The following is a 21,194-nucleotide window of genomic DNA, read 5'->3' as shown; positions in this document are numbered from 1 at the left end:
TTTCGAGATTTCGTGCTTTATGATCAATCCAGAATCTCGTCCGGGTGGTGGCTCATCATGTCAAGTATTGCTTCACTGCTTCGCCAGCTCGAGGCCGAGCGCATCGACACCGTGCAGCTCCAGTTCACCGACCTGATGGGCGCGGTGAAAGTGGTCTCCATCCCCTCAAGTCGACTACCAGACGTCCTCGGCCGGGGCGTGGGCTTTGACGGATCGTCCGTCGAAGGGTTTGCGCGGGAGGAAGAGTCCGACATGCGCCTCGTGCCCGACCTCGCGACGGCCTGCACATGGCCCTCCGACTTCAGTGAACGCGCACTGCGCATCATCTGCGACGTCGTGCTCCCTGACGGCGTGCCCTTCGCAGGTGACCCGCGCCGCATCTTGGCCCGCGCGGCGGAGCGGGCCAGGGCAGCCGGCGCGCCGGAGATGGCGGTGTCTGCCGAACTGGAGTTCTTTTTGCTCCCGCAGGACGAGCGCTTGGAAGACGCGCATCTCGGCGATCCCGCCCGCTACTTTGACGCGCCCTCCTCCGACATCGCCGCGCGCTGTCTGCGATCGATGGCCGGAGGACTCACCGAGGCGGGCGTTCCCGTGACCCAAATCCACCACGAGGCAGCCCCGCACCAATATGAGATCAATCTCGCCGCGCTGCCGCCACTATGCGCCGCGGACGCCCTGGTCACGGCGAAACTCGTCATCCGCCGCGAAGCCGCGCGGTTCGGGTTCACGGCGTCCTTCATGCCGAAGCCGTTCACGGACCATCCCGGCTCCGGCCTGCACCTCACCTTCGCCCCTGCCGGCGAGACGGCCGATGTAGCGCGCTGTGCTGCATTTGCCGCAGGCATTCTAGCACACGCGCGCGGGCTCTCTGCCATCGCCAATCCGACGGTGAACAGCTACAAGCGCCTCGGCGGAAGCGAAGCGCCCGGATTCGTCGGCTGGTCCGACCACCATCCGGCCCCTTACTTGCGCGCCGTCGCCAGCGCGTGGGAATGGCGAGCGCCCGACGCGTCTGCGAATCCATACCTCGCCATCGCCTGTGCGCTCGCTGCAGGAGCGGACGGGATCGAACAGGCGATGCCCCTGCCGGACCGGCTGGACGAACGACCGGAAATGTGGTCGGAAGAACAGCGGTTTCTGCGGCACGTCGCCGCGCTCCCCGAAACGCTGCGGGATGCGCTCGATGCACTCGAACAAGACGACTGCCTCCAGGTGGCGCTCGGCGATCACGCCATGCACCACTTCCTGGAGGCCAAGCGACTCGAATGGGCTGCCTATGCGAGGACCGTCCATGTGTGGGAACGGGAGCAGTACCTCACGCTTTAGTTCTGAGTTCCGTGCTCAAGGGGTGACTCCTTGAGAAGCGGCGTCACGTTGGCGCCGAAATACTTCGGCAGTTCCGAAGCCGTGAGCGTCTCTGGATACGCGGATTCCGCGTGCAGGGCGAGATCGAGCCCCATGATCTCCTCTTCCTTCGTCACGCGCAGCCCCATGACCTTGTCGACGATCCAGAGCAAGACGAGGCTGCCGACACCTGAGAACGCCCACGTGCTCGCCACGCCGATGAGCTGGAGCAGCACCTGATGCGGATTGCCGTGCACAAGGCCGTTGGCTCCCGACGGGTTGACCGCAGTGGATGCGAATAGACCGGTGGCGATGGCGCCCCACGTTCCGCCGATGCCGTGACCGCCGAACGCATCGAGTGCGTCGTCGTACCCGAGCTTCGCCTTCATGAAGGTCGACGCAAAGTAGCAGAACGCGCCACCAAGCAAACCGAGAACGATAGAGTAGCCCGGCGAGACGAAGCCGGCCGCCGGCGTGATAGCCACCAACCCCGCAACAGCACCGGCGCAGGCGCCGACCAGCGTGACATGCCCCGTCCGGAGCTTCTCCACGATCATCCAACCCACTGCAGCAGCCGCCGTTGCCGTGTTCGTGGCAAGGAACGCCTCCGCGGAAAGAAAGTTGGCCGCAACCGCGCTGCCCGCGTTGAACCCGAACCAGCCGAACCACAAAAGCGCCGTGCCTAGGAGGACGAACGGCACGTTGTGCGCCTTGATCTCACCGGTGCCATGCTCCGCGCGGCGCCCGAGATAGAGCGCAGCCATGAGACCAGCCACACCGGACGAGATGTGCACCACGGTGCCCCCCGCGAAGTCGAGCACGCCGAGGTTGTGGAGCCAACCGCCTGCACCCCACACCCAGTGCGCTAGAGGATCATAGATAAAGGTCGCCCACAGGACAATGAACACCACGAACGAAGCGAAGCGGACGCGCTCCGCAAGCCCTCCCACGATCAGTGCCGGCGTGATGATGGCAAACATCATTTGGAAGATGGCGTACAGCAGGTTCGGAATGGTCGGCGCGTAGTCCGAGTCCGGCTCAGCGCCCACGCCGCGCATCATGAACCAGTTCAGGTTGCCGATGATGTGATGAAAGTCAGGTCCAAAGGCCAGGCTGTACCCGACAATGACCCATTGCAGCGAGACCACCAGGATGACAGCCACCACCTGCAGCATGGTGGTGATCACGTTCTTCGTGCGCACCAAACCACCGTAAAAGAAGGCGAGTCCTGGTGTCATGAGAAGTACAAGGGCCGAGGAAGCGAGAATCCAGGCCTCGTCGCCAGAGTTGACCGGGGGTGCCGTGGTCGCAGCAAAGCAAGTCGCAGGAATCATAGCGGCACCGAGCCCAGCCATTGCGGACAGAAGCCACTTCCACCGTGTTCTGAGCATCTTCTCTGCCCACTCCTTTGCGTGAATTTTTTTATAACGATACACGCGGACATCGGAGACGTCAACGAAAAATGTTAGATATTCTAACGTACAAAAAGATAACATACTGACACAGGTGCATTGAAAAGCGCTTTCAGTCAATAATGTTATGTTGATTAACGCAAACGCTTCCACGAACGACATGGCGCCTGCCGTGGACACACCTGCTTCAACGTTCCATCTCGTGCTATACTCCAAGCGACGACAGCCATCGGGAGGTCTATATGAGAGCGGTGATCTTCGACTTCGACGGGACGCTCGTCGACACCGAGCGAGCGTGGTATGAAGCGTATGTGGGACTGTACCGCCAACACGGACGGGAGTTCCCGTTTCACCTGTACGCCAAAACCGTCGGGACCAGCGCCGACGCGTTCGATCCCGTCCGGCACCTGTGCGATTCGGACACGTCCATCCGACCGGAGGACGCGGAGCGTGTGGTGGAGCGTGAACACCGAAAGCTGCTCGATGAAGAGCCTCTTCGCCCGGGTGTGCGGTCGTCTCTACAGGATCTCCGGCGGCTTGGAGTGTCCCTTGGTCTCGCCACGAGTTCGCGGCGCGCGTACGTCGAACCTTTTCTAGTGAAGTATGGAATTCAATCCTACTTTGACGCGATGGCCACCGCCGACGATGTCAGCCAGGTGAAGCCCCATCCCGAGTTGTATCAGTTGGCGTGTCGGCGGCTCGGTGTGGCGCCTGCGGAAGCACTCGCCATCGAAGACTCGCCCAACGGCGCGCGAGCCGCAATCGCCGCAGGCCTTCAGGTGCTGTGTGTGCCGAACGCCATCACGGAGCACATGCCGTTTCCGGAAGGATGTCGATTTCGAAGCAGTTTGGAAGGGATGGATTGGCGCTCGTTTCTCACGACGATAGCGGAGCGTCCAGAAGAAAAGCGAGCATGAGGCGGCAGGGAGAGCGGGCCTTGCGGACGCTCTCCCCTGGCGTGAATCGTCAGGTGGCCAGATGGCATGCCACGGCGTGGTTTGGCCCGATGTTCCGGCGTTCCGGCTTGGTCGTCCGGCACCGCTCGACGGCCATCGGGCACCTGGGGTGGAAGGGACAGCCCTTCGGCGGGTCGAACGGCGACGGGATCTCGCCCTGAATCGGCGTGAGCGCTTGGCGCTCCTCCAAGCTCCGCGGCATTTTCAGGATGGACTGGATCAGCACCTGGGTGTACGGGTGCGTCGGGCGCGAGAACAGCTCCTCCGCGGGCGCCTGTTCCACCACCTCGCCGAGGTACAACACCGCCACGACGTCGCTCAAGTACTCGACGACAGCCAGGTTGTGCGAGATGAAGATGTACGTCAGGTCGTAATCCTGCTGAAGTTCGCGCAGGAGTTGAATCACCTGCACCTGAATCGAGACGTCAAGTGCCGAGATGGGCTCGTCGCAGATGACGAGTTTCGGTTGGAGCGACAACGCGCGCGCGATGCCGACGCGCTGAAGTTGACCGCCCGACAGCTCGTGCGGATACGCCCACTTCACTTCCCGAGGAAGGCCCACGCGCTCGAGCAGTTCATCGACCCGCTTCTGCCGCTCCTCCTTGGTCCCCATTTTGTGAATGATCATCGCATCCTCGATGGCCATGCCGATGGTCATTCGCGGACTCATGCTCGCCATGGGGTCCTGGAAGATGATCTGCATCTCCCGCCGAAGCGGTCGCATCTGCTTCTGCGTAAAGCGGGTGATGTCCTTCCCCTGGTAGACGATCCGGCCCTCCGTCGCCTCGAGAAGTTTGAGCACCAGCCGCCCCAACGTGGACTTTCCGGACCCGCTCTCGCCGACGAGCCCGAACGTCTGCCCGCGCTGAAGTTGAAACGAAACCTTCTCCACCGCATGGAGATCGCGGCCTTGCACGCGAAACCGCTTCGACACCTCGTGCGCTTCGAGCAGCACCTCAGATGACATCCTCAAGCACCTCCTCCGCCCGATGACACGCCACCCAATGGCCCGGCCCGATCTCCCGAAGCTTCGGCAACTCGTTCCGGCACCGATCCGTAGCGAGTGGACACCGCGGCGCAAACGAGCAACTCCGGGGCATCTCCGTGACCGTGGGCGCCATGCCAGGAATGGGCTTCAGCGGTTTCGAGCGATGGCCAATCTCGATGATGGAATGCTTCAATCCGACGGTGTACGGATGCACCGACTCGCGGATGAACGTGGCTGTATCCGCAACCTCCATGATCTGACCCGCGTACAAGACGATGATCCGATCGCAGAAGTTGGTCGCAACGCCAAAGTCGTGCGTGATGATGGCAACGGCCATATTCCGCTTGCGCCGCTGCTCCTGAAGCAACGCGAGGATCTGCATCTGCACCGTCACGTCGAGCGCGGTCGTCGGCTCGTCCGCAATGAGCAGTTGCGGCTCACAGGCCAGGGCGATGGCGATCATGATGCGCTGGCGCATGCCGCCTGAAAACTCGTGCGGATAGTTTCGAAAACGCGCCTTCGGCTCGGGAATGCCCATCTCATGCAAAAGCTGCAGCGTGCGCTCAAACGCCTCGCGGTGACTGCAGAAATGGTGCGCGAGCATCGCCTCCATGATCTGATCCCCAATCCGCATGACCGGATTGAGGCTCGTCATCGGATCCTGGAACACCACGCCGATCTCGCGGCCGCGGACATCCTCGAGCTGTCGCTCCGATAGCTTCAAGAGGTCCGTTCCCTGAAACACCGCCCGGCCCGAGCGGATGCGCCCGTTTTCCCGAATCAAGCCGATGGCCGACATCAGCGTGACCGACTTGCCGGAGCCACTTTCGCCGACAATGCCGAGCGTTTCCCCTTCCGCAATGGAGAAGCTCACGCCGTTGACGGCGTAGACTGTGTCCTCGCCGCGATCGAACTCGACGCGCAGATCTTCGATGGACAAGAGCGGCTGTGACACCATCACACGCCTCCCTTCGGATTGAACGCTTCCTGCAGGCCGTCGGCCACGAATAGAAACGACAACAAAGTGATGGCGAACACGCCGGCCGGAAAATAAAGAAGCCAAGGGAAGCCGAGGATGTTGGCCCCCGCCTGCGCGAGCATGTTGCCAAACGACGGCATCGGCGGATTGAGGCCCATCCCCACGATGCTGAGCCCGGCTTGCGCGGTGAGATCGTACGGAATGCCGAAGGCGAGCGAGACCACCATGCTGCCCACGACGTTCGGAAACATGTACTTGCGCGCGATGTGCCACTGAGACGCCCCAAGTGCCCTTGCGGCTTCGACCATCTCGCCGTTGCGCATGGCGAGCACGAGCGAGCGGATGAGGCGCGCGTAGCCCGCCCACCCCGGAACGCCGATGGCCAAGATCATGGGGAAGATGCCCTTCCCAAGGAGCACCATGAGGATCAGGGCGAAGAAGAACGAAGGAAGCGCGAACATGAAGTCCACGGCGCGCATGACGATGATGTCGATGATGCCGCCGGCAAGCCCGGCCCATAGCCCTAGGATGACACCAATCAAAAAGCTGACGCACGTGGCGCCGAGCGCAATCTCCAGCGCGTACCGAATGCTGTAAAGAATTTGGCTGAAGACGTCGTATCCGACCGTATCCGTGCCGAACCAATGCTGCCAAGAAGGACCCGAGTGCATATGGAGGAAGTCCGCGTACGTGTAGCTGTACGGCGCAATCCACGGGCCGATGATGCCGATGATAAAAAAGATGATGACCCAAACAAGCCCTGCCACGGCAAACCAATTCTTTCGATAGCGCTGCCAGGCGCGATACATGGGTGAGTTGCGCCTCGCGCGCTGTGCCGCCGCCTGAGGCTGGGTTACTGCGATGGCCACGATCATCCCTCCCGTCCGTCTACTGCAAGTGGCGACTCACTGGAGCTTCACGCGCGGATCCATCCACGAGTAGATGAGATCGACGACCAGGTTCGTCAGCATGATGGTCGCGCCGAGAATGAAGACCGCCGTGATGGCCATGGGGAAGTCGAAGTTGGTAAAAGCTGTCGAGATGACCTTGCCCAGCCCGGGAATGGCGAAGATGTTCTCGACCCAGACGGTGCCGACGACGGTAAACGCAAATTGGGGCCCGATCACGGTGATGAGCGCGGTGAGCGAGTTGCGAACGCCGTGCCGAAGCACCAGAGCCCAGTACTTGACGCCTTTCGCTTTGGCGGTCCGGATGAAGTCTTGTCTCATGGTCTCAATCAGGCTGCCTCGCATGTATCGGGCGACCACGCCGATGTTCCCTGCGGCCAGCGACAGGATGGGCAAAACCGCATCTGCAGGCGTTCCCCACCCCGTGACGGGCAGGACGTTCTGCCACACGACGCCGAAAATGAGAACAAAAAGGACAGCCAGCACAAAGGAAGGGATGGCCTGGCCGAACATCGACAGGGTCGTCACAAGATAATCGACCCACGAGTTCCGCTTGAGCGCCGCGATGACGCCCATGGGAATGCCGATGACGACCGACACCACGACGGAACCAAACGCGAGAAACACGCTGATGGGCAGCGCGCCCTTGAGTTGCGACATGATGCTCAACGTGGGGTTCTGCATCGAGTTGCCGAAATTGAATGTGAAGGTGTGCCATTCATAGAGCAGCACCTGTTTCCACAGAGGCAGATTCAGGCCGTACCGGCTCTGAAATTGCTCCATGAGCTTCTGGTACGCAGCGGGATCCTGAGCGGCGAGCGGCGCTAGTGCCGAGGCGAGCTGCGTCGTGTTCATGAAGCCCCCTGGCGAGTAGTACATCATGACGTACGAAATAGCGATGACAGCCGCCAGCGTGATGATGATGGCCACGAAGCGCTTGGCGAGGAATTTGACGTAAAACATCGCAGGCCTCCCTTCAACGCGCCCGCGGGCTCCCGCCCGCGGGCATGCTGCGCTGCTGTCACTTGGTGGACAGATACTGGAACTGATAGAAGTTGCCCCACGCCCACGGGTTGGGCTGCGCGCCGGTCACCCACGGCTTCTCCAGGTAGAACGTCTCGTTGTAGTAAAGCGGGATGACCCAGGCCTGCTGCTCAAGCGACGTGACGAGTTTGCCGGCCCACACCGCCGCCTGAGACGAGGTCATGCTGTTTTGCTCGTAGGCCTGCCACATCCGCCACTCGCGCTCCTGCTCGGACTCGTTCGTGTCCCACCAGGCTTGCACGTCGAGCGCGCCCGTGTTCGTGCCGCCGAGCGTCGTCGTCGCAGACTCCGGCGCGACGAACTCCCACGCGAGAACGAACGCGGCATGTTTCGCGCTCGCCGTCTTGGCGCTCTTCCACTGCTGCACAATCTGGTTCCACTGCTGCTGGAGCGACGGCGTCCCCGGCGGGCTCAGGATGGCCTGCCACTGCGCAGGCTGCTCCTTTGTCCACTTGGTGATGATAGCGATGTCCTTTTGCACTTCCTTCTGCAGCGGGATCCAGTCGTTCCAGCTCACGCCGGTGTTCGGATTCTGCGGGTTGCCGTACTTGGCGACAGACGCCGGATCATACGGCGTGTTGTACCACGGGAGCACGTGCTGCACCTGTTGCGGTGTCCAACCGTAATCGCCCGGGAAGTAGATGCCCTGGCTCGCCTGGATGTCCATGTTGGCCGGCTCGAACCAGTTGACAGCGCCCGCCGCGACGACGAATCCGGGTTGGATGCCCTTGAGCGGCCCCTCCCAGACGAGCGCGCTGTAGTCCGTCTGATTTTCCTGGACAATCTTGGTCTGGATGCCGAGGTTCTGCTGCAGCTCCTGGGAAATGGCCTCGGCGACCGGCACGCCCTGTTGGTTCACGTCTGGCACCGGCGCGTACAAGTACAGAACCGGCAGCCCCTTGCCGTTTGGATAACCGGCTTCCGCCAAGAGCTTCTTGGCTTCGGCTACGTTCTCAGGCAACCCCTTCTCGTACTTGGCGGCCGGCCAGCCTGGCGTCGAGAACGTGTTGGTTACGCCGCCCATCCCGTCCAACACGTCCTGCACAATGGGCTGGCGTTCGATGGCCATGGCGATGGCCTGTCGCACCTTCGTGTTGTAATACGGCGACGGAATAGCGGAATGGTCCCACTCGAGGTATTCGATGCTGTAATCCGGTGCGACGTGGAGCTGGCTGTTCAAGTTGTGCGTCTTGATGTACTGCAGATCCGACGGCGATCCGACGAGCGCGACGTCCAACTTGCCCGCCATGTAGTCCTCCACGGCGACCGTGGTGCCCGGCACCAGGTTGATGACCTTCGCGTTCCCGTGGTTGACCTCACCAGGATGGCCCACGTATTTCGGGTTGGGCACCAGCGTGATGGTCCCGTTCGGCGTAAACGATTTCACAATGTACGGCCCGTCGCCCACGAAGTACTGCGGCAGATACCAGTTCGTCGGGTGCGCATTGACCACCTTGGGATCCAGCGGCATCGACGCGGACACCGCCAACTCGCCCAGGATGTAGTGCGGCGTCGTGGTCGTGATCTGCAACTCATAATTATTGATGACCTTGATGCCCACTTGGCTCGCCGGCACGGCGCCCGAGTGATACTGATAAGCGTTCTTCACGTTGTTGAGCACGCTCGCCCACAGCTGAGCCTGCGAGTTGGCCGGGTTCAGCTGGCGCATCCATGCGTAATAGAAGTCTTGCGCCGTAACCGGATCCCCGTTAGACCAGCGCGCGTCGTGGCGCAGGTAGATGGTCCAGGTGAGTCCGTCCTTAGAAAGAGAATAGCCCGAAGCGATTTTCGGCACAATCTGATTTTGTTGATTGTATCCGTAGAGTCCTTCCAGAATCGTGCCCTGGTCCACCAGGATCTGCGCCGCCCACTGCGACGGGTCAAGCGATGAGATGCCCGGCGGAGAAGGATACGTGATGGTCACGGTTCCATTGGCCCCAGCCGCCCGCACGGGAACCGCCGAAGCTGCGCCGCTGTTGGACGTCGTGCTGTGATTCTGGGCCGAGGTGGCGCATCCCACCAGACCTCCGCTTGCCACAAGCACAGCGACCGGCACATGCCACTTTCTGAGTTTCCGCTTGGCCACGTTGCTCACTCCTTCTTCCTGTGTCTTGGCGTTTTCGCCCGTCGAGAACGCTTTCAACGACCCCCATCATGCCTCATGCGATTCATGCACCGCCCAGGCCTGGACGCGTACACCACCCCCTGATCCCCTTCCAGCGGAGTGGAATCAAGGCGCACAAATCGATTTGCCTTTAGACAAAACGATTTGGCTGATGTCTCAAACATAAAATTGAGACATGCCAAAATCAATAGTCTTATTGGGCGATCCTTGTCTTTTTAAGCTTGTGCTCGTGAGGCCATCCTTCACCTCTCGCGCGCTTCAAGCAAACCCGCGATGACAAACACGGCAGGTGAATTCCAATAGACGGCGACCTCGTTGGTCGAGTAGCTGTCCTGATGATCGAGGTACGCCTCCATCGCGGGCCTCCCCGAAAGTCGCGCGCGGGCGATCTCGTCCTGCAGGTTCCGGTTTGGGCCTCCCACCACCATGCCTGGAACGGGATCGTCCACATCGTCCGCAGCCGAGGGGCGATGATGGGGATGACGCACGGGGCGTTGGCCAAAGCCCGTGACGTAGCACTGACCGAGCGGATTGGCGCCAAGCAGGTAGTCTGCCGAGCGCTGGGCCACCGTTCGCGCCGCGGGATGAGGGATCCCGACGCCTTCGGCCAACAAAAACGCCATGGCGCGGTTCAAGAGCACCATATTGCTGCCCCAAATGAAATCCTCGTCCCGCATGGGAATGCCGAAGGGATGCGATTCGGCCATGGCGCCGAGCGCGTCGAGTTCTCGGAGAAGCCGACCTTTCACCCAGCTTCGCACGTCTTCCGACACGGCGGCGCTGGGCGCGCGCAGGTATTCCATGACGCCGTAGAGCGCCACGTCCGCCCATCCCAGCTCCCAGGGGAGGTCGAGATCGAGCAGGGGCTCGCACACGCGTGCCCACCCGGGATCACCGGTCATGCGAAGCATGGCGCTGGACGCCCACAACAACTCGTCGCGGAGTTCGCTGTCGCCGTATTCGCCTGTGAGGATTCCCGCGGGATTGCGAAACGGCCGCATTTCGTGTTCGCTGAGCCACGCATACGCGCGTTGCGCAGCGTCTGCGCAGCGCGAGGCGAGAGCCGGATCGTGGGCGCGGTACACCAGGGCGGCGTGCGCCATGGCGGCGCAAAATGTGGCCGTTGCCGCGTAAGAGACAGGGCTGAGGACGAGCGGGGCAGTGTCGTCTTCGGGGCGGGTGTCGAGCGGCGGAAAGGAAGGCGTGGTGACTTTGTGGTATACGCCGCCTGTCGCCGGATCCTGCATGGTGAGCAGCCAGACAATCTCCTCGCGCGCCACCTCGAGCGCCGGCGGCAGGTGAGGTTCCCGGTGCACCGAGCGCATGGGGCGGACGTGCGCAAGCGCCCCCGGGAAGTACTCGTGAGCAAGAAGAAGATCCGCGACGGCCTTGGCGGCGGGGACCGTGTATTTGCCGTAATCGCCAGCGTCGTGCCAACCGCCCGGGCAGGCCACGGCGCGCTCCGCGCCCAACACCCTGGCGTCGCTCGTATGGCACGGACCATGCGCCCATGGACCTGCTTCCTCTTCTGGCAGCGCGACGCCGCAGAGCTGATAGTCGAAGAATCGCACCATGGCTTCGAGCACGTCGCGATACGCCCGGCGATGCACATGGATTCGCGCCTCGAGAGGCCCCACCGTCAGGAGGTAGGTTCCCGGCACGCGAAGCGCGGTAAAATCGCCAACGTACCAATCCCCACCCACGGGCTTCGTCATCCCCGCGAACACGGCCTGCCCCTCCGGCGTGCGCAGCGCGAACGGCTGAGCCTCGCGAGCCCGAATCCAAAAGCGCTTGTCACCACCGGTCAGATACCCAACTTGATTACAAAAAATCGATTTGGACACGCGAGACGGCATATCGAATCCCCTCCCACCGGCTTGCAGGAGAGAGGATTCGACGCCTCGCGTGGCGATACCTGCCTCGGCCTCTTCAGCCGATGGCCACCATCCGCTCGATGGCAACCCGCGCGCGCTCCGCCACGTCAGCCGGCACGGAGATGACCGTCTCGAGCCGGGCGAGCGCGTCCCGCACCTTCTCGAGCGTGATCATCTTCATGAACGGGCAGACCGCAGCGCGGTTCGCCGGGATGAAGGTCTTATCCGGGTTCTGGCGCTCCATCTGGTACAGGATGCCGACCTCCGTCGCCACGATGAACGCGCGCTTGTCGGATTCGCGAGCGCGCTCAAGCATGCCGCTGGTCGACAGAACGTGCGTGCGATCCGCCGGCAACTGCCCCTCGGCGAGCAGGTACATGTTGGACGTCGAGCAACCGCACTCTGGGTGAATCAGGAGTTCCGCATCGGGATGAGCCGAGAGCGTCGCCTCGATGTCGTGCGGCCGGATGCCCGCGTGGACGTGGCACTCGCCCATCCAGATGTGCAAGTTCTCTCGCCCGGTCACCCGCTTCACGTACGAGCCGAGAAACATGTCAGGCAGAAACAGGATCTCTCGGTCTTCAGGAATGCTCTGGACCACCTGCACGGCGTTCGAAGACGTGCAACAGTAGTCGCTCTCCGCCTTCACGTCCGCCGACGTGTTGACGTAGGAGACCACTACGGCGCCCGGGTGCTCCGCTTTCCACGCGCGCAGCTCATCCGCCGTGATGGAATCCGCCAGCGAACAGCCCGCGTTCGGATCAGGCAACAGCACCGTCTTGTCCGGGTTGAGGATGGCCGCCGTCTCCGCCATGAAGTGGACGCCGCAGAGCACGATCACGTCGGCATCGGCGCGCATCGCAGCGCGCGCGAGCGCGAGCGAATCCCCCAGCACGTCCGCAATGTCCTGAATTTCCGGCAGCTCATAGTTGTGCGCCAGGATCAGGGCGTTCCGCTTTTTCTTCCACGCCAGAATTTCGTCAATCAAATCTTGGCGTTCCGCCTTCGTCTCCAGCACATGCATTCCCCCTCAGGTCGTGATCGCGACAGACGTAGGAGCCCGATGCGCCTTGCACATTCGGCTTGGGCGAGCGTACGCCGGAACGGGCGCCGGCGCGTCCATTCGCACGTGACTGCCTCGACTCTCTTTTCTCCAGAGTGCCGAGCGCGCGATGAGCGACGCGGCCAGCACCGCCCCAGAGCCGGGATATCGGTCCGCCATGCCTTCAAGCTCGACAAGCGCCGCCCGCAGCCCCGACTCGTCGCGCACGAGTCCGACGGATCGCCACAGGACGGGGGCGAGTTCGGAGAGTGCCGCCTGGTCTTGCTCTGGATGAAGAAGCCACACGGGATCTTCTGGGGGGTGCATCCCAACTGGCTCCTCCCGCACGGCTTTCCCAAATTTCCGCCCCATGACGACACACTCGAGCAGCGAATTGCTCGCCAGCCGATTGGCCCCGTGCACGCCCGTGCACGCCGTTTCGCCAAGCGCAAAGAGCCCTGGCACCGAGGTGCGACCGACGAGATCGGCCTCGATCCCGCCCATGAGAAAGTGCGCGCCGGGCGTCACAGGAATGGCCTGCGAAGCGAGGTCCAGGCCGGCGCGGCGAAGCCGATCCGCGATAGACGGGAAGCGCGCCGCGACATCCGGAACCCGAGTCGCGTCGAGATAGACCCGATGACCTTCCGCCTCCGCTCTTGCGATGGCGAGCGCGACCACGTCCCGCGTGCGGAGGTTGTCCGCCGGATCGGCGAAAAGCGGCGCACCGCCCTCCGTGACGAGCACCGCGCCTGCGCCGCGCAGCGCCTCGGAGAGAAGCATCGCTTCGCCATCCCGCCCAAGCCACAGCGTCGGATGAAACTGCACAAACTCGAGATTCGCGAGCGTGGCGCCCGCGTGATAGGCGAGCGCGACGCCTGCGCCCACCGCGCTCGGCGGATTCGACGTGCGGCCGAAGAGGGCGCCCACCCCGCCCGTGGCGAGCCCCACGGCGCGCCGAGCCGCGACAAATCGTTGACGAGCCCCGTCCCAGGTCCACACGCCGACGGCCCGCCCCGTCGCGTCCTGCGCAAGGCCCACGCAGTGCTCCCGACGGATTTCGATCCGCGGATGGCGCGCGGCCGCCTGCCAAAGCGCTTCGGTGATGAAGTGCCCGGTGGCGTCTCCGCCCGCGTGGACGATGCGCCCTCTCGTGTGGCCGCCTTCCCGGCCCAGGGCGAACCGCCCGGACGAGTCGCGATCGAACGGAACCCCGAGCTGTGCGAGCCACGCGACGACACCCGGCGCTTCGTCGGTCAATTCGCGCACCCGCTGAGCGTCGCATAGCCCGGCACCCGCGCGCAGCGTGTCTGCAGCGTGCAGTGCCGGTTCGTCACCCTCGCTGAGCGCGGCCGCAAGCCCCCCCTGCGCCCGCGCTGAACTCGACGCGCGCGGCCCGTCCCCAGCGATGACGCACACGTCCTCGGCCTCGGCCGCGGCGAGCGCGGCGGTGAGCCCTGCGATCCCGGCTCCGACGATCACGACGCCTGCCGCTTCCATGTCGACAAGCCCCCTTTACGCGAGTTCCACGTCGATATCGAGCCCCACGTCCACGGCCTGGGCGCGCATGGTGATGTGGCTCATGGAGATGAAGTCGACGCCCGTCTCCGCCACAGCCCTCAGCCGCCCCGGGCGCATGTTGCCAGAAGCCTCCAGCGGCACGCGGCCCCCGGTGCGCCGCACCGCCTCGCGCATGATCTCGAGGTCCATGTTGTCGAGGAGCACGACGTCGGCCCCCGCCGCAATGGCCTCCTCCAGCTGATCCAGGGATTCGACCTCCACCTCGACCTTGTGGGCAAACCCAGCCCGCGCCTTGGCGCGCAACACGGCCTCGCGGACGCCGCCCGCGATGGCGATGTGGTTGTCCTTGATGAGCACCATGTCGTCGAGCGCAAACCTGTGATTCCAGGCGCCTCCAACGCGGACCGCGTACTTTTCCAGCGCCCGCCATCCGGGCGTGGTCTTCCGCGTGTCCAGGATGCGCGCCCTCGTTCCCGCGATCTCGCGGACGGCGTCGCGCGCAGCGGTGGCGATGCCCGTCAAGCGGGACAGAAAATTGAGCGCCGTGCGCTCCGCGCCGAGGATGGACCGCGCCGCACCCTCCACCCGCATCACGATTTGAGGTCCGTCGAGATCGATCCCGTCCGCGCACGCCACTGTGACCCGGAGAGTCGGATCCACCTCATGAAACACCCACGCGGCCACGTCCGTGCCGCACACCCTGGACGGCTCTTTGATCCACACGCTCGCGCGCGCTGTCGCATCGGCTGGGATGACCGCTTCGGTCGTGAGATCGCCACGGCCCAGGTCTTCCGCGAGCGCAAGGCGGACGAGATCGCGCGTCACCACGTCGAGCCACATCGCCCTCACGCCTCCTCCTGCGCGCCTCGCCACCTAGCCAGGCGCACGGCATCTGTCTAATCAACTGTATATACAGTAGCACACACAGCGTGGCGTTTCACCTGGAAATTGCGCGGGACTTGCGAAACGGGGGGAGCGGGGGTATACTGGGATCAGAACATATGTTCGGTTTTGTGCAGGTCGAGCCTAGGGGGAGTGCCAGGGTGGAGGCGCCGAAGTTTCTTCATCTCGAGGTGAAACGGGCGCTGAACCGGGTCCGAGCCTCGAACATGCCCTTTACATGGTCGCTGAATCCGTATCGAGGCTGCGGACACGGTTGCGCCTTCTGCTATGCGCGAGGCACGCACGAGTATCTCGGGTACAGCGCGGACGACACGTTTCGCTCGCGCATCCACGTGAAGCGAGATCTGCCGGCCGTTCTCGAGGCCGAACTCGAAGCGCGGCTGGCGCGAGCAGGCGGAGACCTCGAGCGGATGGCTGCCTCGCTCGGCACGGTGGCCGTCGGCACGGCGACGGACCCGTATCAGTCAGCCGAAGCGCGCTTCCACATCACGCGCCAGTGCCTCGAGATCCTCATCCGGTACGGCGTCCGGTTCAGCATCACGACGAGATCGCCACTCGTGCTGCGAGACATCGACCTTCTGCGGAGCGCCAGGCTGGAGGGCGTGCACGTGAGCCTGCACACGCTGGATGCCGAGATCTGGCGCGCATTCGAGCCAGCCACGCCACCGCCCGCCGTCCGGCTGCGCGCGATGGCGAAGCTCGCGCAGGCCGGAATTCCCGTGCGTGTCTTCGTCGCACCCGTGCTCCCCTACCTGACGGACGACGCCCACTCCATCGCCGCGGTGATGCAGGCCGCCCGGGCGGCAGGCGCTACGGATGCCATGGTGTCTCCTCTGCGGCTGGCACCCGAGGTCAAGCCGTGGTTCTTCTCCGTCCTCAAGCGCGCGTACCCGGCGATGGTTCCCCGATACGAACGGCTGTACGCGGGCCGCGCCTATCCATCGCGCGCGTACGCCGAGCGGTTGTACGCGGTTGAAACCCTCGCCAGGCGAATGGCGGGTCTTGCGCCGCGGCAGACGCCCGCGGACTCGCAGGACGCCGAGCCGGCCGCGCAGACGGCAAGACTTGCGCGCGCGGAACCAGGGAATACCGCGCCCGGTTCCCACTACATTCAGTTGACGCTGCCGCTTTAGGTATCACATGCCGATGTACTGCGCGTAAAGCGAACGGGCGCGGGCGGGATCGTCCGTACCGTGCACCAGCGCCCGGCCGTTGGGAAACACGGTGAGCGCGATGCCTTCTGTCTCGAATCGGAGCAGAGCGTCATTCGCGCGCACAGTGCCAAGCGGCCGCAGGCGCTCGGCGAGCGCTGACAGCGAGAGCGCCACGTCCTCCTGAGGCCGCACCTGAATCGTCTGGCGGCCGCAGAAGGTGATGGAAAGCGCCCGGCGGCCAGCGCGGAGGGCCACAAAGTCGCGTCGCCCGCAACACGGGCAGTCTCGCTTCGGCCCGCCCATGCGGATGAGGCGCACGTCGGTATGCCAGACGTCGGCCTGGAGGATGGCGTTCGACAGGGCGTCCTCGCGGCCCGCGAGGTACTTCAGCACCTCCGCCACCTGGTACGACGCCATCCACTGCACAATGGGCGAGATGACGCCGACGGTGTCGCACGTGTCGTGTCCCACGCGGGCGCCGTAGCCCAGCAGACACACGAGGCACGGCGTCCGGCCGGGGCGCAGAAACGCGCTCGTGCCGTGCGCCTCCACCGCGCCCGCGTAGGCCCACGGGATGTTGTGCTTGACCGCGACTTCGTTCACCAAATATCGGACCTCGAAGTTGTCGCTTCCGTCGATCACGACGTCCACGTCGGCGAGCAGGTGCTCCGCGTTCGAGGCGTCGAGATCGTCCACCACGGCTTCGATGGCGATGCCGCTGTTGGCGGCCGCAAGCGCGTTGCGCGCCGCAATGGCCTTCGGCGTGGCGTTCCGGGCGTCCTCCTCGGTGTACAGCAACTGGCGCTGCAGATTCGACGGCTCGACGACGTCCCGGTCGATGAGGCGCAGATAGCCCACGCCGGCGCGCGCGAGCTGCGCGGCGCTCGCGGTCCCGAGTGCGCCGAGCCCCACCACGGCCACGCGAACTTGCGAGATGCGCGCCTGTCCCGCCTCGCCGATGGGCCGAAAGCGAATCTGGCGCGAGTATCGGTCCTTGAAGTCGAAATCCGTCATGGCGCGGCCTTCCTTTCAACTCCGGCCAACGACGCCCGCCTCTGGGCTCGAAGGCGATGGCACGCTCGATTTCGGGATCCGACCGGCGCGCCGCGCGAGATAGCCAGCCTCGACCGCCAGCCGCATCGCCCGCGCCATCGCGACCGGATCGCCCGCCCGGGCGATGGCGGTGTTGACGAGCACGGCGTCCGCACCGGTCTCCATCGCGAGCGCGGCGTCGGACGGCGCGCCGATGCCCGCGTCCACCACCACGGGCACGCGCCCGCGGATCTCGTCGACGATGCGCGCAATCCGCTCCACCGCTTCGAGACCGCGCCCCGTGCCGATGGCGGACCCGTACGGCATCACGGCCGCGCAGCCCACCTCCAAAAGCCTCCGGGCCACGACGTGATCGTCCGTGGTGTAGGGAAGCACGACGAATCCCTCTTTGACGAGGGTCTCGGCGGCCTCCACGGTCGCGATGGGATCCGGAAGCAGGGTGCCGTCGTCCGAGATGACCTCGAGCTTCACCCAGTTCGACAGCCCCGCGGCGCGCGCCAACCGCGCCGTGCGGACGGCCTCTTCCGCCGTGTGGCATCCCGCCGTGTTGGGCAACAGGGTGTAGCGCTCGAGATCGATGTAGGACAGGATGGACGTCTCGCGCGCATCGAGATTCACCCGGCGCACCGCGACCGTGACGATCTCGGCGCCCGAAGCGTCGAGCGCTTCGCGCATGACCTCGAGAGATTCGTACTTGCCCGTGCCCACCATGAGCCGGGAGTTGAACGAGCGACCTGCAATCACCAAAGGTTCCACGGGAAACATGCTCCTCCCATCGTATGGATGTCTGCGACAGGGCGACCCGTCTGCGAAGCGGCCCAAATCCCCTCAACCGCCGCCGACAAATCGCACCATCTCGATGACGTCGCCCTCCTGAATCACTTCGGCTTCGAACGCCTGCCGGTCCACAATCTGGCCGTTCCGCTCGATGGCAACCGGCTCGCCGTCGAGATCGTAGTGACGGACGAGATCGCGCAGCGTCATGCCGTCCGGAAGGGAGACGTCCTTACCGTTCAATCGTATCCGCACGCACCTCACCTCCAAAGACCGAGAAGCGCGTTGGCGGCCAAAACGGCAACCACAGATCCTCGGGCGCGCGGCCGAGCGCAGCGCTCGCCACGATGCGGCCCGTGATGGGCGCGAGCAACACGCCGTTGCGAAAGTGGCCCACGGCGAGAATGAGCCCCTCCGCGCTGGGCCACGGCCCGATGACCGGATCGGCCGATTCTCCCGCGAGGCGCGGGCGAAGCCCGCTCCAGGCGCGCAGCCACTCGCCGCCGCGAAGGCCGGGCACCGCGTCGAGCGCCCTTGCCGCGAGTGCAGCGAGGCCATCCACGGTGTTGCGCTTGTCGTAACCGGCGTCCGGCTCTTCCGTCGCGCCGATCACGACTGTGCCATCCCGCTTGGGCACCAAGTACGTTCCGGCGTCGTAGACGGTGCGGCGCAGCCCAGCGCCGCGCGGAGGGCGGACGGCGAGCATCTGCCCCTTCACCGGGCGCACCTCGAGCGGAACCCCGAGCGCGCGAAGCAGAGGAGAGGCCCACGCGCCCGCCGCAACGACGACACAATCCGCCGCGTACACCTCTCGCGCGCCCCGGACGCGCCAGCGCTCACCATCGCGCTCGACGCGCAGCACCTCCTCGCCCTCGTAGACGTCGCACGCGCTGGCCACACACGCCCGCAGCGCCGCGCTGAGCCTCGGCGCGTGCACGTTCCCGTCGCGCGGCAGGTAGAGGGCGCCGAGCACATCGCCCGCCACGCCGCGCTCGAGCTCGCGCACCTCCCCGGGTTCCAGCCAAACGGCCTCATCGCCAGCCGCGCGCTGCCAGTTCATCCGCTCCTTCAGTTGCGTGGCCGCGCCCTCGGAGCGCGCGAGCTGCACAATTCCATTCTCCACCCACTCGACATCAATGCCGGTCTCCTCAAGGAGCGCCGCTGCAAACTCCAGGTACATCGCGCGGCTCTCGCGGCACAGCGCGTAAAACGCGTCTGGCGCGTGCGCCTCGAGCTGCGCGCCGAGCATCCCCGCCGCCGCGCTCGAGGCCTCGCCCCCCAGTCGGCCGCGATCGACCACGGCCACGGACAGCCCCTCGCGCGCCAGCGCCCGCGCCGACGCCATGCCAATCGCGCCGCCGCCCACCACCACGGCGTCATACGCGCGCACGCCGCATTCCCCCCTCCAGCGTCGGAAACGGGACCTTGGGCGCCACGGGCGATCTCGCCATGGCCTCTTTGAGCCTCGCCGCGGCCGCACGCGGATCCGCGGCCTCCACCACCGCGCCGATCACGGCCACGCCGCTCGCGCCGGTCGCCAACACCTCGCCCACGTTTCCCGCGTCAATGCCGCCAATCGCCACCACCGGGATGGACAGCGCCTCGACCACCCGAGCGAGCTCACGCACGCCCTTTGGCGGCAGTCCCGGGTGAGACGCGGTCGGAAAGATGTGGCCGAACGTGACGTAGTCCGCGCCCGCGGCCTCGGCGGCCTTCGCTTCCTCGAGCGAATGCACGGAACAGCCGACGACAAGCCCGCCGCCCGCCCGCTTGACCACCTCGCGCGCGACCGCCACCGGCAGCGACTTGGCCGCCAGATGCACGCCGTCCGCGCCTGCCGCCATTGCCACGTCCAGGCGGTCGTTCACCAACACGCGCGCGCTCGATCCCGCCTCGCGAATTCGCGCCAAAAGCGCACACGCGAACTCGAACACCGCGAGAGCCGGCGCCTTCTTCTCCCGGACCTGAATCACGTCGGCCCCGCCTAACGCCGCAAGCCACAGCGCGTCTTCGAGCGGAACCTTTGCGCCGCGGGCGCGATCACTCAACACATGGAGCACATGGGTCATGCTGTCATCTCCAAAAGAAAAGCCGCACCCCATCGGGCACGGCAGGTTTCCAGTCTGAACCTCGCAAACGCGCCGCCGCATCGGCAGCTATCCGAGTTTTTGTGGACTTACTTCGAGAGCGCCTCCGTCAGCACCGGCACAATCTGCTTCTTGCGGGACACGACGCCCTTCAACAAGGCCTGATGATCCTCGAGCTTCACGCCGTACGCTTCTTCGACCGCGTGCGCCGCGCTTCCAAGTGCCAGGCCGACCGAGTCGTTGTTCAAGATGTCCGTCACGACGAAGAAGAACAGATCCAGGCCCTTTTCGGCGATCTTCTTCTCGATGGCCTGCAGGATCTCGGCCTTCTTGGCGAGCACGTCGTTCACGTCGACCGCGTTGACCTGGGCGATCTCGACCTTGTGGTTCCCCATCTGGAACTCCTTCGCGTCGAGCGTCAGCAGTTCGTCGACGGTCTTCTGGCTGAGGTCCGCGCCCGCCTTGAGCATCTGAAGGCCGTACTCCTCGAGCTTCACGCCAGCCAGCTCGGCGAGCTCGCGCGCGGCCTTCACGTCCTCCTCCGTGCAGGTCGGCGATTTGAGCAGCAGCGTGTCCGAAATGATGGCGGAAAGCATGATGCCAGCCACGTGGCGCGGGATGGACACGTTCTTCTCCTTGTACAGCTTGTTGAGAATGGTGGCCGTGCACCCGACCGGCTCCGCGCGGTAGTAGAGCGGATCCGCCGTCTCGAAGTTCGCGATGCGGTGGTGATCAATGACCTCCACCACCTTCACCTGGTCGACGTCCGGCGCGCTCTGCTGGCGCTCGTTGTGATCCACCAGGATGACCTCGTCCACTTCTCCCGCCACGCTTTCGACCACGCGCGGCGCGGCCACGCCGAAATGGCTCAGGACGAACTGCGTCTCAGGGTTGGGCTCGCCGAGCGCAACGGGCTCCACGTCCTCCCCCAGTTCGCGCTTCAGGTGAGCGTATGCGATCGCGGACGTGATCGCGTCGGTATCCGGATTTCGATGGCCGAAAATCAAGCGCTTCGCCATGCAGCCGACTCCTC

At 64.6% G+C, this 21,194-nt stretch carries 19 protein-coding genes; 3 read left to right on the top strand and 16 right to left on the bottom strand.

Annotated features, from left to right (window positions below):
* Positions 1-57: 57 nt before the first annotated feature.
* Positions 58-1,326, top strand: coding sequence for a glutamine synthetase family protein (locus tag AC27E8_RS03990; protein ID WP_487098500.1), 1,269 nt, complete (start codon positions 58-60; stop codon positions 1,324-1,326).
* On the opposite strand, the gene AC27E8_RS03985 is transcribed toward AC27E8_RS03990, so the two are convergent.
* The gene (locus AC27E8_RS03985) at positions 1,323-2,678 is read right to left on the bottom strand and encodes an ammonium transporter (protein ID WP_487098534.1); all 1,356 of its coding nucleotides are present in this window, start codon (positions 2,676-2,678) and stop codon (positions 1,323-1,325) included. The two genes, AC27E8_RS03990 and AC27E8_RS03985, sit on opposite strands and share 4 nt — an antisense overlap.
* 320 nt (positions 2,679-2,998) lie before the next feature.
* Between AC27E8_RS03985 and AC27E8_RS03980 the strand changes: the two genes are divergently transcribed.
* Positions 2,999-3,673, top strand: a complete 675-nt coding sequence (locus tag AC27E8_RS03980) for an HAD family hydrolase (RefSeq protein WP_487098501.1) — start codon at positions 2,999-3,001, stop codon at positions 3,671-3,673.
* Positions 3,674-3,722: 49 nt separating this feature from the next.
* Here the strand turns inward: AC27E8_RS03980 and AC27E8_RS03975 are convergent, their stop codons facing one another.
* The 9 genes from AC27E8_RS03975 to nadC all read right to left on the bottom strand — a co-directional run bounded on the left by AC27E8_RS03975 (position 3,723) and on the right by nadC (position 15,030).
* Positions 3,723-4,679 carry an ABC transporter ATP-binding protein gene (locus AC27E8_RS03975; RefSeq protein ID WP_487098502.1) on the bottom strand — a complete coding sequence of 319 codons (957 nt, stop codon included), beginning with the start codon at positions 4,677-4,679 and terminating at the stop codon, positions 3,723-3,725.
* A complete protein-coding gene (locus AC27E8_RS03970) occupies positions 4,669-5,658 on the bottom strand; it encodes an ABC transporter ATP-binding protein (protein ID WP_487098503.1) in 990 nt (329 codons plus the stop codon). The genes AC27E8_RS03975 and AC27E8_RS03970 overlap by 11 nt, the downstream gene beginning before the upstream one ends.
* Positions 5,658-6,554 (bottom strand): ABC transporter permease, encoded by an 897-nt coding sequence (locus AC27E8_RS03965; protein WP_487098504.1) that lies wholly within the window; start codon positions 6,552-6,554, stop codon positions 5,658-5,660. The genes AC27E8_RS03970 and AC27E8_RS03965 overlap by 1 nt, the downstream gene beginning before the upstream one ends.
* A gap of 30 nt (positions 6,555-6,584) precedes the next feature.
* A complete protein-coding gene (locus AC27E8_RS03960; RefSeq protein ID WP_014465485.1) occupies positions 6,585-7,550 on the bottom strand; it encodes an ABC transporter permease in 966 nt (321 codons plus the stop codon).
* A 58-nt stretch (positions 7,551-7,608) separates the two neighbouring features.
* The gene (locus AC27E8_RS03955; protein ID WP_487098505.1) at positions 7,609-9,717 is read right to left on the bottom strand and encodes a peptide ABC transporter substrate-binding protein; all 2,109 of its coding nucleotides are present in this window, start codon (positions 9,715-9,717) and stop codon (positions 7,609-7,611) included.
* A 281-nt stretch (positions 9,718-9,998) separates the two neighbouring features.
* The gene (locus AC27E8_RS03950) at positions 9,999-11,612 is read right to left on the bottom strand and encodes a glycoside hydrolase family 9 protein (protein ID WP_487098506.1); all 1,614 of its coding nucleotides are present in this window, start codon (positions 11,610-11,612) and stop codon (positions 9,999-10,001) included.
* Between the two features lie 73 nt (positions 11,613-11,685).
* Entirely contained in the window at positions 11,686-12,654 is a 969-nt protein-coding gene (gene nadA / locus AC27E8_RS03945) for a quinolinate synthase NadA (RefSeq protein WP_487098507.1), read from the bottom strand.
* 6 nt (positions 12,655-12,660) lie between these two features.
* Positions 12,661-14,169, bottom strand: a complete 1,509-nt coding sequence (gene nadB / locus AC27E8_RS03940) for an L-aspartate oxidase (RefSeq protein ID WP_487098508.1) — start codon at positions 14,167-14,169, stop codon at positions 12,661-12,663.
* A gap of 15 nt (positions 14,170-14,184) precedes the next feature.
* The gene (gene nadC, locus AC27E8_RS03935; protein ID WP_487098509.1) at positions 14,185-15,030 is read right to left on the bottom strand and encodes a carboxylating nicotinate-nucleotide diphosphorylase; all 846 of its coding nucleotides are present in this window, start codon (positions 15,028-15,030) and stop codon (positions 14,185-14,187) included.
* A gap of 203 nt (positions 15,031-15,233) precedes the next feature.
* On the opposite strand from nadC, the gene AC27E8_RS03930 reads away from it, so the two are divergent.
* Positions 15,234-16,226 (top strand): SPL family radical SAM protein, encoded by a 993-nt coding sequence (locus AC27E8_RS03930; protein ID WP_487098510.1) that lies wholly within the window; start codon positions 15,234-15,236, stop codon positions 16,224-16,226.
* A gap of 3 nt (positions 16,227-16,229) precedes the next feature.
* Here the strand turns inward: AC27E8_RS03930 and AC27E8_RS03925 are convergent, their stop codons facing one another.
* The 6 genes from AC27E8_RS03925 to AC27E8_RS03900 all read right to left on the bottom strand — a co-directional run bounded on the left by AC27E8_RS03925 (position 16,230) and on the right by AC27E8_RS03900 (position 21,180).
* Complete coding sequence (locus AC27E8_RS03925; protein ID WP_487098511.1) at positions 16,230-17,261, bottom strand: ThiF family adenylyltransferase; 1,032 nt, start codon at positions 17,259-17,261, stop codon at positions 16,230-16,232.
* 15 nt (positions 17,262-17,276) lie between these two features.
* Positions 17,277-18,065: a thiazole synthase gene (locus AC27E8_RS03920; protein WP_487098512.1), complete on the bottom strand. Its 789-nt coding sequence runs from the start codon at positions 18,063-18,065 to the stop codon at positions 17,277-17,279.
* A gap of 63 nt (positions 18,066-18,128) precedes the next feature.
* Positions 18,129-18,329 carry a sulfur carrier protein ThiS gene (gene thiS, locus AC27E8_RS03915; RefSeq protein ID WP_067846974.1) on the bottom strand — a complete coding sequence of 67 codons (201 nt, stop codon included), beginning with the start codon at positions 18,327-18,329 and terminating at the stop codon, positions 18,129-18,131.
* A complete protein-coding gene (thiO, locus tag AC27E8_RS03910; protein WP_487098513.1) occupies positions 18,307-19,464 on the bottom strand; it encodes a glycine oxidase ThiO in 1,158 nt (385 codons plus the stop codon). The genes thiS and thiO overlap by 23 nt, the downstream gene beginning before the upstream one ends.
* The gene (thiE, locus tag AC27E8_RS03905; protein WP_487098514.1) at positions 19,451-20,143 is read right to left on the bottom strand and encodes a thiamine phosphate synthase; all 693 of its coding nucleotides are present in this window, start codon (positions 20,141-20,143) and stop codon (positions 19,451-19,453) included. Before thiE ends, thiO begins: the two co-directional genes overlap by 14 nt.
* Before the next feature lie 107 nt (positions 20,144-20,250).
* Positions 20,251-21,180, bottom strand: coding sequence for a manganese-dependent inorganic pyrophosphatase (locus AC27E8_RS03900; RefSeq protein ID WP_487098515.1), 930 nt, complete (start codon positions 21,178-21,180; stop codon positions 20,251-20,253).
* Positions 21,181-21,194: the final 14 nt, after the last annotated feature.

The sequence above is a fragment of the Alicyclobacillus sp. CIJ1 genome (genome assembly GCF_057538885.1).
The sequence above is the reverse complement of the archived record's forward strand: the minus strand, read 5'-3'. Positions and strand labels throughout refer to the sequence as shown.